Source organism: Laedolimicola intestinihominis, assembly GCF_040096155.1.
In the GTDB taxonomy this organism is placed as follows: Bacteria; Bacillota; Clostridia; order Lachnospirales; family Lachnospiraceae; genus Laedolimicola; species Laedolimicola intestinihominis.
In genome coordinates this window covers 158,749-172,211 of sequence record NZ_JBBMFE010000006.1, presented here as the reverse complement: position 1 = coordinate 172,211, position 13,463 = coordinate 158,749, and the positions used below count along the sequence as shown (strand labels likewise).

At 50.9% G+C, this 13,463-nt stretch carries 15 protein-coding genes and 1 other RNA gene; 5 read left to right on the top strand and 11 right to left on the bottom strand.

Annotation, left to right across the window (positions count from 1 at the left end):
- Window positions 1-187: 187 nt before the first annotated feature.
- Together WMO29_RS08710 and pyrB are read right to left on the bottom strand one after the other, a co-directional pair.
- Window positions 188-622, bottom strand: coding sequence for an aspartate carbamoyltransferase regulatory subunit (locus WMO29_RS08710; RefSeq protein WP_178038283.1), 435 nt, complete (start codon window positions 620-622; stop codon window positions 188-190).
- Entirely contained in the window at window positions 622-1,539 is a 918-nt protein-coding gene (pyrB, locus tag WMO29_RS08705) for an aspartate carbamoyltransferase (RefSeq protein ID WP_178038282.1), read from the bottom strand. The genes WMO29_RS08710 and pyrB overlap by 1 nt, the downstream gene beginning before the upstream one ends.
- 113 nt (window positions 1,540-1,652) lie before the next feature.
- Here pyrB and WMO29_RS08700 point away from each other — a divergent pair, with 113 nt between their 5' ends.
- Window positions 1,653-2,093 carry a PH domain-containing protein gene (locus tag WMO29_RS08700; RefSeq protein ID WP_435391128.1) on the top strand — a complete coding sequence of 147 codons (441 nt, stop codon included), beginning with the start codon at window positions 1,653-1,655 and terminating at the stop codon, window positions 2,091-2,093.
- Window positions 2,094-2,207: 114 nt separating this feature from the next.
- Here WMO29_RS08700 and rnpB read toward each other — a convergent pair.
- Window positions 2,208-2,556, bottom strand: an RNA gene (rnpB, locus tag WMO29_RS08695) — RNase P RNA component class A.
- 154 nt (window positions 2,557-2,710) lie between these two features.
- On the opposite strand from rnpB, the gene WMO29_RS08690 reads away from it, so the two are divergent.
- Window positions 2,711-3,589: a homocysteine S-methyltransferase family protein gene (locus WMO29_RS08690; protein WP_349164527.1), complete on the top strand. Its 879-nt coding sequence runs from the start codon at window positions 2,711-2,713 to the stop codon at window positions 3,587-3,589.
- A 57-nt stretch (window positions 3,590-3,646) separates the two neighbouring features.
- On the opposite strand, the gene WMO29_RS08685 is transcribed toward WMO29_RS08690, so the two are convergent.
- Together WMO29_RS08685 and WMO29_RS08680 are read right to left on the bottom strand one after the other, a co-directional pair.
- Entirely contained in the window at window positions 3,647-4,084 is a 438-nt protein-coding gene (locus WMO29_RS08685) for an Rrf2 family transcriptional regulator (protein ID WP_178038281.1), read from the bottom strand.
- Between the two features lie 12 nt (window positions 4,085-4,096).
- Window positions 4,097-4,393 carry a YerC/YecD family TrpR-related protein gene (locus WMO29_RS08680; RefSeq protein ID WP_178038280.1) on the bottom strand — a complete coding sequence of 99 codons (297 nt, stop codon included), beginning with the start codon at window positions 4,391-4,393 and terminating at the stop codon, window positions 4,097-4,099.
- Window positions 4,394-4,547: 154 nt separating this feature from the next.
- Here WMO29_RS08680 and WMO29_RS08675 point away from each other — a divergent pair, with 154 nt between their 5' ends.
- Entirely contained in the window at window positions 4,548-6,035 is a 1,488-nt protein-coding gene (locus tag WMO29_RS08675) for a purple acid phosphatase family protein (protein WP_349164526.1), read from the top strand.
- A gap of 74 nt (window positions 6,036-6,109) precedes the next feature.
- Here the strand turns inward: WMO29_RS08675 and WMO29_RS08670 are convergent, their stop codons facing one another.
- The gene (locus WMO29_RS08670; protein WP_349164525.1) at window positions 6,110-7,135 is read right to left on the bottom strand and encodes an ABC transporter substrate-binding protein; all 1,026 of its coding nucleotides are present in this window, start codon (window positions 7,133-7,135) and stop codon (window positions 6,110-6,112) included.
- Window positions 7,136-7,407: 272 nt separating this feature from the next.
- Here WMO29_RS08670 and WMO29_RS08665 point away from each other — a divergent pair, with 272 nt between their 5' ends.
- On the top strand, window positions 7,408-7,878 hold the full coding sequence (locus tag WMO29_RS08665) for a hypothetical protein (RefSeq protein ID WP_349164523.1): 471 nt from the start codon (window positions 7,408-7,410) through the stop codon (window positions 7,876-7,878).
- A 37-nt stretch (window positions 7,879-7,915) separates the two neighbouring features.
- Here WMO29_RS08665 and truA read toward each other — a convergent pair whose 3' ends face one another.
- Both truA and WMO29_RS08655 read right to left on the bottom strand, forming a co-directional pair.
- Window positions 7,916-8,656 carry a tRNA pseudouridine(38-40) synthase TruA gene (gene truA, locus WMO29_RS08660; RefSeq protein WP_349164522.1) on the bottom strand — a complete coding sequence of 247 codons (741 nt, stop codon included), beginning with the start codon at window positions 8,654-8,656 and terminating at the stop codon, window positions 7,916-7,918.
- A 28-nt stretch (window positions 8,657-8,684) separates the two neighbouring features.
- A complete protein-coding gene (locus WMO29_RS08655; RefSeq protein ID WP_349164532.1) occupies window positions 8,685-9,566 on the bottom strand; it encodes an amidohydrolase family protein in 882 nt (293 codons plus the stop codon).
- Window positions 9,567-9,753: 187 nt separating this feature from the next.
- Here WMO29_RS08655 and WMO29_RS08650 point away from each other — a divergent pair, with 187 nt between their 5' ends.
- The gene (locus tag WMO29_RS08650; protein ID WP_349164521.1) at window positions 9,754-9,954 is read left to right on the top strand and encodes a cold-shock protein; all 201 of its coding nucleotides are present in this window, start codon (window positions 9,754-9,756) and stop codon (window positions 9,952-9,954) included.
- Window positions 9,955-10,176: 222 nt separating this feature from the next.
- On the opposite strand, the gene gatB is transcribed toward WMO29_RS08650, so the two are convergent.
- Genes gatB through gatC form a run of 3 tightly spaced genes read right to left on the bottom strand, consistent with a single transcriptional unit; the run spans window position 10,177 to window position 13,396 of the window.
- Window positions 10,177-11,610 (bottom strand): Asp-tRNA(Asn)/Glu-tRNA(Gln) amidotransferase subunit GatB, encoded by a 1,434-nt coding sequence (gene gatB / locus WMO29_RS08645; RefSeq protein WP_349164520.1) that lies wholly within the window; start codon window positions 11,608-11,610, stop codon window positions 10,177-10,179.
- Between the two features lie 15 nt (window positions 11,611-11,625).
- Window positions 11,626-13,089, bottom strand: a complete 1,464-nt coding sequence (gene gatA, locus WMO29_RS08640) for an Asp-tRNA(Asn)/Glu-tRNA(Gln) amidotransferase subunit GatA (RefSeq protein ID WP_349164519.1) — start codon at window positions 13,087-13,089, stop codon at window positions 11,626-11,628.
- Between the two features lie 13 nt (window positions 13,090-13,102).
- Complete coding sequence (gene gatC / locus WMO29_RS08635; protein WP_349164518.1) at window positions 13,103-13,396, bottom strand: Asp-tRNA(Asn)/Glu-tRNA(Gln) amidotransferase subunit GatC; 294 nt, start codon at window positions 13,394-13,396, stop codon at window positions 13,103-13,105.
- Window positions 13,397-13,463: the final 67 nt, after the last annotated feature.

Sequence of the window (13,463 nt, the reverse complement as noted above, 5' to 3'; positions counted from 1 at the left end):
TAAAAAAGAATGTGCCGTTGGCACATTCTCGCGCCGAGGCGCGGTTGCTTCAGCAACCATCTACCGCTGCGCCGAGTGCGATAATATTTTTTCTGGAATAGGGAATTCTATCGGAATTTCCTATTCCATAAAAAATCCGTTTATCCACATTTTTTCAGGATAAACGGATTTTTTTGCACATTTTAGACTATTTTCTCTTGTACTTTTCCTCACAGTACTTGCAGCGGTACACCTCTTTGCGCGGGTCGGTCAGGACAAATACCTGATCCAGCTCCTGCTCAATGGAAGTGATGCAGCGGGGATTCTTGCACTTTACGATATTGCGAATCTCCTTGGGAAGGGTCAGGGTCTTCTTCTCCGTGACCTTCTCGTCTTTTACGATATTGACGGTGATATTATGGTCGATGAAACCCAGCACATCCATATCAATATAATCAATCGGACACTCGATTTTCATCAGATCCTTCTTTCCCATCTTGCCGCTGCGGGCATTCTTGATAATCGCCACGGTGCAGTCCAGCTTGTCCAGGTTCAGATATTTGTATATCTCCATACTCTTGCCCGCCTGAATGTGATCCAGCACAAAGCCCTCGGAGATACGTCCTACGCTTAACATTGACATTATACATTCACCTCCAGAAGTGTGAGAATCAGCGCCATACGTACATAGACGCCATACTGTACCTGCTTGAAATAAGCGGCCCGCGGATCATTGTCCACCTCGACGGAAATCTCATTGACTCTGGGCAGCGGATGCAGAACCAGCATATCCGGCTTGGCCAGAGCCATTTTCTCCTTGTTCAGGATGTAGAAATCCTTCAGACGGATATAATCCTCCTCGTTGAAGAAACGCTCCTGCTGAACACGGGTCATATACAGCAGATCCAGGTCGCCGATCACGTCCTCCAAACGTTCCACTTCCTTATAATTCTGACCGTTGGCGTCCAGTACCTCCTCACGGATGTAGCTGGGAATCCGCAGCTCCTCCGGGGAAATGAATACAAAGCGCACATTTTCATAACGAACCAGCGCTTTTACCAGAGAATGCACCGTACGCCCAAACTTCAGGTCGCCGCAGAGACCGATGGTAATGTGATCGAGACGCCCTTTCAAAGAACGAATGGTCATCAGGTCCGTCAGGGTCTGGGTCGGATGCTGATGGCCGCCATCGCCTGCGTTGATCACAGGAATACCGGAAACTGCGGACGCTACCATCGGAGCTCCCTCTTTCGGGTGCCGCATCGCACATATGTCAGCATAACAGGAAATCATACGAATTGTATCGGAAACACTTTCTCCCTTGGATGCGGAACTGGACGCCGCACTGGAAAATCCTAAGACCTGACCACCTAAATGGATCATAGCAGATTCGAAACTAAGTCTTGTTCTTGTACTCGGTTCATAAAATAACGTCGCCAGAACCTTTCCGTCACAGGCATGCGCGTATTTTGCAGGATTCTTCTCAATGTCGCTGGCAAGGTCCAAAACCTTCTCCACTTCTTCCACGGAAAAATCCAACGGGCTCATTAGATGTCTCATAATAACCTCCCATTTGGCTTTGTTAATTTTTATCTCGTAATATATTACATCAAACTTTTGCGGATTTCAACAAATATCTTTTGCAAAATTGTACTTTTTCAAGTATACTTTTCTTGACGGGGAGATTCCTGCCGGAAAGCGAGGTATTCATTATGGAATTCAAAGAGAAAAAACGTTGGGTATTCTTAGGACTGCCCTTTACCTTTACCACCTATACGATAAACGAAGAGATCGTCACCATCGACGAAGGCTTCCTGAACCGCAAAGAAGACGACTGCTACATGTACAAAATCCAGGACGTAACCCTGACCACCAGCCTCTTCGAGCGCATCATGGGCTTGGGCACCGTCATCTGCAACACCGGCGACGTCACCCATCCCAAGCTGGAGCTCGCTCACATCAAAAACGCCCGCGCCATCAAAGACTTCATCCTCCAGCAGTCCGAAGACCAGCGCCTGAAGCGCCGCACCCTGAACACCCAGAACATCGGAGCGATGCCGGATCCGGACCATTTTCACGACATGCACGATGACTGCGACTTACATATGCACTAATTAAATACAGATGAAAACCAGAAAAACGGCGGACCAGCCGGAAAAAACTTTCCTAAGGAGGGGCTAATTTGTCCCCGAGCGTGGAAAATTTTTTCCGGCTGGCCCGCCGTTTTTCGTCAAGGCAAAGCGATAAGCCGGGTTATGTCATTGGATGTTCATCTATCTAGTCCTATCGTCACCGACAGGCTCAAGCGACCCACCTGAGACACCCGGGCCGGGTTATGTCTCGTTTCGGTCTTGCTCCGGACGGGGTTTACATGGCTCCGCCTGTTACCAGACGGACGGTAGTCTCTTACACTGCCTTTCCACCCTTACGTCTGCAAACGCAGCCGCGGTTCATTTCTGTTGTACTGTCCCTGGAGTTGCCTCCGCCGGACGTTATCCGGCGTCCTGCCCTGTGGAGCCCGGACTTTCCTCACCTGGCACCTTTCGGCCTGCCAGCCGCGAACACCTGCTTTACCTGCGTGTTACAGTATAGCACGGGGAATTTTTCCATGCAAGTACCGATTTCCCCTATCTCACTATTTTTCTCCAAAGTTTCTTGACGGACAACCTGATTTCCACTATCATAAAACTAAATATGCTGCTTCAGGCAGTATCCGGATAAAAGGAGGCACATGATGACAAAAGAAGATCTGACAAAACGCCTTGGAAATGGAACGCTGATTCTGGACGGAGCCACAGGCTCCAACCTGATGAAGGCCGGTATGCCAAAGGGTATCTGCACCGAACAATGGGTAGCTGAGCATCCGGACGCAATTATGGAACTACAGAAAGCCTATGCGGAGGCAGGCTCCGACATCGTCTACGCCCCCACTTTTATGGCCAATCCACTCAGTCTCGCCACCCACGGACTGGCAGCCGAGACGGAACGGCTGAACCATACCTTGGTGGGCCTGTCCCGGAAAGCCGTCGGCGATCAGGTTCTGGTGGCCGGAGATCTGACTACCACCGGTAAACTCATGGAACCGCTGGGCCCCATGAACTATGAAGATTTATATGAATCCTATAAGAAACAGATTTCCTGTCTGGCAGATGCCGGCGTGGATCTTTTGGTGGCCGAAACCATGCTGGCCTCCAATGAAACACTGGTTATCCTGGACGCTGCTCAGTCCGTCTGCGACCTGCCCGTCTTCTGTACCCTGACCATGGAAGCGGACGGCAGCCTGTTCTTCGGCGGAAATATATTTGACACCGTGGAGGAACTGGAAGCCATGGGCGCCTTCGCGGTAGGCTGCAACTGCTCCACCGGCCCGGATCAGCTGGAATCTGTGATCGCAGGCATCCGGCAGCGTGTATCCATTCCGGTTATCGCAAAACCCAACGCGGGCATGCCCACCATTTCTCCTGAAACCGGTGAAGCTGTCTACAGCATGGAACCGGAAGAGTTCGCTAAGAGCATGCTGAAACTCAAAGCGGCAGGCGCGTCAATTCTCGGCGGATGCTGCGGTACAACGCCGGAGTTTATCCGGAAGCTGAAAAAAGCTTTAAATTAATACGGAACATAAGGAAAACCCGGCAATCGCCGGGTTTTCCTGTTCTACGCTATTTTCTCAGATATAAAATTCGCTGCCGGATCGTTCCCGTTGCTGCTCCAGCAGATCTTCCAAGGTCACACTGTCCACATATTCGGTAATCACCTTGTAAAGCCCTTGCCAGAACGGCAGAGTCGCACATTCAGCCTGGCGGGGGCAGGTATTGACCTCCTGCTCCAGGCAGGCCACCGGAGCCAGCTCGCCTTCCGCATACCGCAGGATCTCACCCACTGTGTAATCCTTTGGCAGTTTTGCCAGACGATAGCCACCCTGCGGTCCACGGACGCTTTCCAGAAGTCCCAGTTTTCCGAACTGAGATACTATCTGTTCCAGGTATTTTAAGGAAACCCCCTGTCGCGCCGATATCTCCTTCAACGGCACGTAGCGGCCTTCGCCATGGGCAGCCAGATCCAGCATAAAACGGAGCGCATAGCGCCCCTTTGTTGAAATCTTCATCTTTCGCTCCCTTTATTTTTCTTTTTTCTCGAGACGCTCAAATACCATGTCGTATCCATCCTCACCGTAATTCAGTGAACGGTTTACACGACTGATGGTTGCTGTGGAAGCTCCCGTCTTCTCAGCTATCTCCAGATAGGTCTTCTGCTCCCGCAGCATCTTCGCGACCTCGAAGCGCTGTGAAAGAGAAAGTAACTCATTGATCGTGCATACATCCTCGAAAAATGTATAGCACTCTTCCTTATTCTGAAGACTCAAAATCGCGTCAAACAGAAAATCAACGGCTTCCGTTCTAATTTTCTTGTTCATGACATTCCCCTTCTTTGTTTTGTCCTTAATATATTTATTTTAGCACAGTAAAATTTTAAAGTCCAGAAGATCATTGGATTTTATAAAACCTTAATTATTTTACACGGTTTTTTATGCTATACTGAATATCTATACAAAGAAGGAGGGTTTATTTATGGCAAGAAAAAAGAAGCAGCTTCCACCAGGCGTTCTGATTACCGGCGTAGTTCTGTTCCTTTTAATCATTCTGACCATTTTTCGGCTGATCAAAGATACAAAGACAGTTTCAGACGAGACTTCTGCAAATTCCACCCCGCTCGAGGAACACATTGAGGCTTCCCCCTCGGAAACGCCTGATGGCTCAGAAGAATCGAATACGGATGATACGGCTGTTTCTGAAAACACTATTTTAACTCCGGAAGAACAGCTGGCTGCTTTTCTGCCGGATTACGAAAGCGCGCCACTATTGAGCACTACCTCTATCCGGGATCTTTCTCTGGAAATCGGCGCTTCATCAGACGAACTTCGTTTTAACTGGCTTTCCCCCAGTGCTTCTGCCGGAATGATAAAATGGACCAATTCCTCCGGCGAAATGCAGACTTTTGAAGCCCGGACCTCTGCCTCTGCGACCGTTTCCGGATATTATGTAAATAAAGCTTCCGTAACCGGCATCAATGCCTCTGCCTCCTACACTTATCAGGTGGGCAATGACGACGGCTGGTCTCCGGTTTATTCCTATCACGCTCCGACGGACAATCCGGATAAGCTAACTTTTCTTGTCACCGCAGACGCTCAGATTGGGCAGTCTGATATGGAGGACGCATCGGTTACCGCTGAACGTTGGGACAGTGTCCTGAGCCGCATTATTTCCTATGTGCCGGATGCAAATTTTCTCTTCCATCTGGGGGATCAGGTGGCTGATTTCGGAAGTGAAGAGCATTATCGACTCTATCTGGAGCATCTTCCGCTCTACCGAATCGCGCTGGCTCCAGTAGTAGGAAACCATGACGTACCCAATGATTACTCTCTGGAAGAAAACGGTCACCCCGGCGACCAGTATTTCTATGAACACTTCAATGTCCCCAACCGTTCTTCCCTTGGACAAAGTCAGTATGACCAGGATGGGGATTACTATTTTATCCGAAATAACGTTCTCTTCCTCGTTCTGAACAGCAATACCAGCCAGGGAGAGACTGTCCACGAACAATTTGCAGCCCAGGTAACGGCAGAGCATCCGGATGTCCGCTGGAAAATTCTGGTGCAGCACTATTCACCCTATTCTGCTCAGGACAGCCATACCAATACAAAAGAATATCTGGCCCGCATTGCCGCCGACAATGATATCGATCTGGTGCTCAGCGCGCACGATCACATTTATTCCCGGGCAGCCTTTATGAACCGGGACTGCGAGTCATACAATGATTACGATTACGAACCCGGCAGCACTGTAGTGAATCCGGAAGGTACGCTCTATGTGACCTGCGGTACATCCAGCGGCTGTCTGTACCATGAGCCGGATCCGGATATTCGGGTAGTTTTCGTGGAAAAAGAGCATTTTCCGGTTGCCATGCGATTTGATATCACTGAACAGGAGCTGCATTTTCAGACTTACCGGGTGGACAACTGGACGGTATGTGATGAATATACGATTCGAAAAGATTAATGTATTTGTTCTGCTTATCTTATGCAAACCGGCATGCCGATCTTTGGGGTCGGCATGCCGGTTTGCTTTATTTTCTATTTTCCTGCTGCTTTTTCTGCGTATTCTGTCGTCACCAGTTTTTCATAAGGCACGCGCTCACCTAATTCACCAGCCTCTGCCAGAATATCCTGCAGAAGCTCAAAGCTCCTTTTTTCAAAAATCAGGTTATTCTTCCAGGTATCCTGCTCATAATAGCGGGTTACGATGGTGGTAATATCTTCCAGATCCGTCTCCGCAAACTGGGGCGCGATGACTTTTGCAATCTCCGCCGGGGTGTGGCTCTGTACATAGTCCATTCCCTTCTGAAGCGCATTGGTGAAACCCTGAATGATTTCTGGGTGAGCGTTCAGATAGCTCTGCTTTGCGCTGTAAGCTGTGTAGGGCACATAACCGGAATCCACGCCCAGGGAAGCCACCACATAGCCTTTTCCTTCCTTCTCCAGCGTAGACGCACCCGGCTCAAACTCTACGGTAAAGTCCCCCTGCCCACCGGAAAATGCAGCAGCGGTAGAACCGAAATCAATACTCTGATCAATATTCATATCGGTGGCGGGGTCAAGGTTGTGCTTTTTCAGGATATATTCGAAGACCATTTGGGGCATGCCACCCTTCCGTCCTCCCAGAATATCCTTACTCTTCAAATCCACCCATTCAAAGTCCGCCATTGGCTGCCTTGCCACCAGGAAGTTCCCGGCGCGCTGGGTAAGCTGGGCAAAGTTGACAATGTAGTCGTCGGGATTCTGGCTATATACGTAGATGGATGACTCAGAGCCCATGAAGCCGATGTCGGCTTCACCGGAGAGGACGGCGGTCATGGTTTTGTCGGCTCCAAAGCCGGTAACCAGCTCGAGGTCGATGCCCTCTTCAGCGAAGTAGCCGTTTTCGATGGCCACGTACTGAGGTGCATAGAAAATGGAATGGGCTACTTCGTTTAACGTAACCTTTGTCAGATCATCGGTTGCGGCGCTGCCCGAATTGCCGCAGCCTGCGGCTGCCAGGCTGCCGAGCAGGAGTATGCCTGCGAGGGATGCAGTTAATATGGTAGTATGTTGCTTTTTCATAATGGAGGCCTCCTTTTTCGAATACTATATACTATACCCTGAATAAAAAAACGTGCATTCCTCTCCCCACATATCTTGCGTTCTCCCCAATTTTAAATTATACTGAGATCAGCCCGTCACAATAGAATGCAGCAATGCGGAACACGCACCGGCTTCTGGAAGAGCTGCATTTTCCAACGGAACTGATTTTAAATAACGATCTCCGGAAGCTGAAGCCTTTCTGACGCAGCATGGCTGGGAACAACAAATTATTCTAACCGAGGTGAATATTTATGTTTGGTTTCATTTTTGAAATTATTATATTTATTGTGATTTTCCGCGCTATTCTGGATTCTAAGAGAAACAGACAGCGAAAACAGCAGACTTCCCAGGGAGCCACACCGCCCCCGGTAGGAAGCAAACCTGCGACGCCGTCTTATAAGCCGCCAGTGCCAAACAAGCCGGCTGCAAAGAAACAGAAAACCGGCTGGACGCCCCGTCCTGAGAAAACAAAAACAGCTGTTCCTAACCGGCCAAATCCGGGAAAAGAAGCTTCCGACGCAGAAACCTCCGCCCGTTCCTTTATTGAACCCACCAGGCGTTACCGGGCCCCGCATAATGCAGGCGAGCGGTATGAAGAATGGATGCCTGTTCCCGAGGGCAAAAAAGTCTGCCGCTGCGGCTACTGCGCAGCGGATAATCTGATTCCAAAGGGCGCAGATCCCGGAAATTATACCTGCTATTTCTGCAGAGAAGAATTATAAACAAATGATAAAAGGACGCTTTTTCGGCGTCCTTTTCTTACTGATATTCCACCTCCATCAGAAACAGTCCCTGCGCCGGAGCCATGACGCCTGCTTGCTCGCGGCTCAGGGACGCCAGAATCCTCTTCATATCTTCCGGCGTTTTCTTATGAAGCCCCACTTCCACCAGCGTTCCGGTGAGAATTCTGACCATATGATAGAGGAACCCATTTCCAGTAAAGGAAAGCGTTATGGCAGAGCCATCCTGGTCGATGTCGATGGACTCGATGGTGCGAACCGTGGATTTTTTGCCCCGTTTGATGGAGCTGAACGCCCGAAAATCATGGGTTCCGGTAAGCTCCGCAGCAGCTCGGCGCATGGCAGACACGTCCAGCGGCTGTTCGATGAACCAGGTATAACGCCGCTCGAAGACATTGTGAACAGAACTATTCCAAATACGATAGCTGTAGGTCTTCCGTACAGCGTTCAGGCGACTGTGGAAGCGTCCATCCATCTCTTCCGCAGAAATCACTGCGATGTCCTCAGGCAGATAATGATTCAGCTTTTCCAGAATTTCTTCGCAGGACATACAGGAACATGTCTTAAAATTCGCCACCTGCCCCAGAGCGTGAACGCCTGCGTCGGTGCGGCCCGAGCCGGCCAGTTCTGTCTCTTCCTCCAGCAGACGTCTCAGTACGGCTGTCAGCTTGCCTTGAATGGTATTTTCGTCGTGTTCCTGACTCTGCCAGCCGCTGTACCGGGTGCCGTCGTATTGAATATTGATTTTTATGTTTCTCATAAACTGCGCGTTTCCTTTCTGTATGAGCTCAGACTTTTCTGGCTTTCATTTCTTTCCGAATCCACTTCTCCGATTCCGCCAGTCTCCGATCCAGAGCCCCCACATTTTCCCGGCCCACGGCCTCCTTCATAAACGCATACTCATCCATAAGTCCCTGCCCATGGGACACAAGATATGCGCCGGAATCACTGCCCAGGCCAATCCGCGCGCCGCGCTCGAAAGCAAACTGTACTGCCTCCTGCTGCCGTTTCAGGATAGCCCTTACCTGCTCGTCCGGGAATCGTCCACAGCCGACGAGATTGCCGATGGGGGAGAAGGTGGGCACCCAGATGGTCTCACTTTCCGCCAACTGACAGAGGGTTTCTTCTTCCATATAATTGCCATGCTCCAGAGTGTCTACTCCTGCGTTCAGAGCCGCCTGCGCCACCGCGTCTCCATTTCCATGGGCCATGACCCGAAGCCCGGCGTCGTGAGCTGTTCCGATCAGATACGCAATCTCATCGGCTTCCAGCCCTTCCTCTGTCAGCTTTCCAAAGGTGTCAAACTCCATAATCCCGCTGATCATAATTTTAACAAAATCCGCGCCACGCAGCTTCGCCGTTTTCACCAGATCCCGGTAGCCCTGGTGATCATCGTAAGGCAAACCAACGATGCCGCCGTAATGTCCCCTTTTATGAATAGCGAAAATGGGCGACCGATAATCGATGCCATATTCCCCTGCCAGCTCTCTGGCCCGCTCCGACACGCCGTAAGCGTCGCCGCCGTCCCGCACAAAGGTGATACCCGCCTGCTGCCAGGCCGTCAGATGCTCCCGAATGGCTCCCTCGTCTGGCTTCTCCTTATGTATCGCCACCGCCGCCTTATAATTTTTTCCATCCATGATCACATGGGCATGACACTCTCCAAACATCAAAAATCCGCCTCCGTTTTCTGATTTGCCCTGTAGGATTTCTACTCTGTCAAGTGTACTCAAATGCCCGAAAAAAGTCAATCTTTCTCCCCGTTTTTGATTGACACCGATTGCCGTTTGTGATACTCTAAACCCAGCCGCATTAACGCGGTAATAAACCTTTTTTAATTATTTTGGAGGTATCACAATGAACAAAGGTACAGTTAAGTGGTTCAACAACCAGAAGGGTTACGGATTCATCTCTGACGAGCAGGGAAACGATATTTTCGTACACTTCTCCGGCATTAAATCTGATGGATTCAAGTCTCTGGAAGAGGGTCAGGCTGTAGAGTTTGACGTTGTTGACGGAGCAAAGGGACCGCAGGCTACCAACGTAACCAAATTATAATCAGCCGTAAATCATGTGCCTTTTTCTATTATACAGACACCGTGGATTCTGACTAGAAAGAAAGCATCGTAATTAAAAGCAGATTAGAAAAAAGGGGACGCCGCTTCTGTGATATTTCACGAAGCAGCTCCCCTTTTTTCTTTGCAGAACTTCATTTGAATTTTCGCAATTATTTCGCAACTGGTCAATTCCGTGTAACTGGCCAGGTATTGAGCAGTTACATTATTTCAATAATTCCTTCAGAATCTCATTGACTTTACCCGGGTTTGCCTTTCCTTTCATCTCTTTCATGGTCTGACCCACCAGGAAGCCCAGAGCCTTCTCCTTGCCGCCCTTGTAATCGGCTACGGACTGGGGATTGGCCGCCACGATGCGTTCGATGGTTTCACGCAGGGCGCCCTCGTCGTTGACTGTCTTCAGGCCCTTCTCCTCCACATACTTCTCCGGATCCACATCCTCACGGAAGATATGCTCAAAGACCTCTTTGGCTACACTGCTGTTGATGGTTCCTGCGTCCGCAAGCTCGATAAGCTTCGCCAGATGCTCCGGGGAAAACTTCATATCCTCGGGCTCCTGTCCGGCCTCTTTTAAGAGACGCATAGTCTCCACCATCAGCCAGTTGGATACCTTCTTCGGCTTCTTACAGATGGCTGTTGCCGCCTCGAACATATCCGCCATCTGCTTGGAACCTGTCAGAATCCGCGCGTCATAATCGGGAATCTCAAACTCCTCCTTGTAGCGCTTCAGCTTCTCAGTCCGCAGCTCCGGCTGACGGGCCTTAATTTCCTGAAGCCACTCCTCGCTGATATCGATGGGCACCAGGTCAGGCTCCGGGAAATAACGGTAATCCTGGGCGTCCTCCTTGGAACGCATGGCGTGGGAGCTCTCTTTATTATCATCCCAGCGGCGTGTCTCCTGGATGACCTGTTTGCCCTCCTCCAGCAGTTCAATCTGACGCTGGCGCTCGCCCTCGATGGCGCGGCCAATGGCCTTGAAGGAGTTCAGGTTCTTCATTTCAGTACGGGTACCGAATTTCTCCGTGCCCACCTCACGGACGGACAGGTTCACATCCGCACGCATGGAGCCCTCCTGGAGCTTGCAGTCAGACGCACCCAGATACTGAATGATCAGACGCAGCTTATCCAGATAAGCAATGACTTCTTCCGCGCTTCGCATATCCGGTTCGGACACGATCTCGATCAGCGGCACGCCGCTTCGGTTATAATCCACTAACGAACAGTCTTCCCATTCATCGTGAATCAGCTTTCCGGCGTCCTCCTCCATGTGAATCTCATGGATGCCGATTTTCTTCACACCGGTCTCCGTCTCGATTTCCACATAACCATTTCTGCAAATAGGCGCATACAGCTGAGAAATCTGGTAGTTCTGGGGGTTATCAGGATAGAAATAGTTCTTCCGGTCAAATTTACTGTGACGGGTAATGGTACAGTTGGTGGCCAGACCTACAGCCATGGCGTACTCTACCACCTTCTTGTTCAGCACCGGCAGGGAACCGGGCATACCGGTACACACCGGGCAGGTGTGGGTGTTGGGCGCTCCTCCAAATGCGGTGCTGCAGGAGCAGAAAATCTTGGTTTTAGTGGCCAGCTCTACATGGACCTCCAGACCGATGACGGTCTCATACTGTTTACTCATTTTCTCCACTCCTTCCTAATCTCTCTTGCCTGCAAGGGCCGTCTGGCCCCGGCTGCACTCATATGCGTAAGCTGCCCGGATGATATGCTCCTCTTTGAAGCAGTCGCCCAGAAGCTGCAGACCGATGGGCAGTCCCTTGGAATCCATGCCGCAGGGCAGACAAATACCGGGAAGCCCGGCCAGATTCGCGGAAATGGTATATACATCGCCCAGATACATCTGCAACGGATCGGACAGGGACTCGCCCAGCTTCGGCGCAGTGGTCGGCGCCGCCGGTCCCAGAATCACGTCATATTTTTCAAAGGCACGGTCAAAGGTCTGACGAATCAGAGCCTTGGTGCGCAGGGCCTTCAGATAATAAGCATCATAGTAACCGGAGCTTAAGACGAAGGAGCCCAACATAATCCGGCGCTTGACCTCGGGACCGAAGCCCTCGGAACGGGTCTTCTTGTACATGTTGTGGAGACCTTCGTACTCCTCGGTGCGGTAACCGTATTTCACGCCGTCAAAACGGGCCAGGTTGGAACTGGCCTCGGCGGAAGCGATGACATAGTAAGCGGGGATGGCGTAGTCCACCAGGCTTAAGTCGAATTCTTCCACGACAGCGCCCTTCTCCTCCAGAACCTTCGCTGCCACCTTCACTGCAGCCGCCACCTCCGGATCCAGGCCTTCGCCAAAGTAGTCCCGCGGGATACCAATGCGCAGGCCCTTCACATCATCCTTTAAGGCGGAAGTGAAGTCATAGGACTCCCGCTTCACGGAAGTGCTGTCCTTCTTATCATAGGAAGCGATAGCCTCCAGAAGCAGCGCGCAGTCCGTCACATCCTTTGCCACCGGTCCGATCTGGTCCAGCGAAGAACCATAGGCAATCAGACCGTAACGGGATACCGTTCCGTAGGTGGGCTTGATGCCGGTCACACCACAGAAGGAGCTGGGCTGACGGATGGATCCGCCGGTATCGGAGCCCAGAGCGCAGGGTGCTTCGCCGGAAGCCACAGCCGCGCAGGATCCGCCTGAGGAACCGCCCGGCACATGCTCCGTGTTCCAGGGATTGCGGGTAACGCCAAAGGCAGAGGTCTCGGTGGTGCTTCCCATGGCGAACTCGTCCATGTTGGTCTTGCCGATCACAATCATTCCAGCTTTTTCCAGATTCAAAACTGCCTCTGCAGAATAGGTCGGCTCAAAGTTATACAGGATTTTGGAAGAGCAGGTGGTCTTAAGACCCTTTGTGCACATGTTGTCCTTGACGGCAATGGGAACGCCTGCCAGCGGACCGGTCAGTTCACCGTTGTCGATGTGCTTCTGCACCTCTTTTGCTCTTTTCAGAGCTCCTTCTTCGTCCACGGTGACAAAGCTATTCAAAACCTCATCCTGTTTTTTTATCTCAGCCAGGGCTGCTTTTACAGCGTCCACGGCTGTCATTTCTCCGGTCTTGATCTTCTGTCCAATTTCCGCTGCTGTCATTTCACGAAATTCCATTCTCTCTCACCTCCTACTCTACGGTCTTCGGTACCATATACATACCGTCCTTGACCTTGGGCGCGTTCGCCAGCATCTCCTTGTGGTCATCCCCATTTTCCACCTCGTCCTCCCGGAACACATTGCTCACGGGAAATACGTGGGACATGGGCTCCACGCCTGCAGTGTCCAGCTCGTTCAGTTTATCGATATAATCCAGCATCCGGCCCATGTCCTTCTTGGCCGCCTCTTTCTCCTCGTCGGAGAGCTCCAGCTTCGCCAGAATGCCTACATATTCAATGGTTTCATCGGAAATAATGTTTGCCATATTTTTCTCCTTTACTCCGCAGTGCACGCGCAATTTTGCTTCGCAGTGCACGCTCGATTTTGCTTCG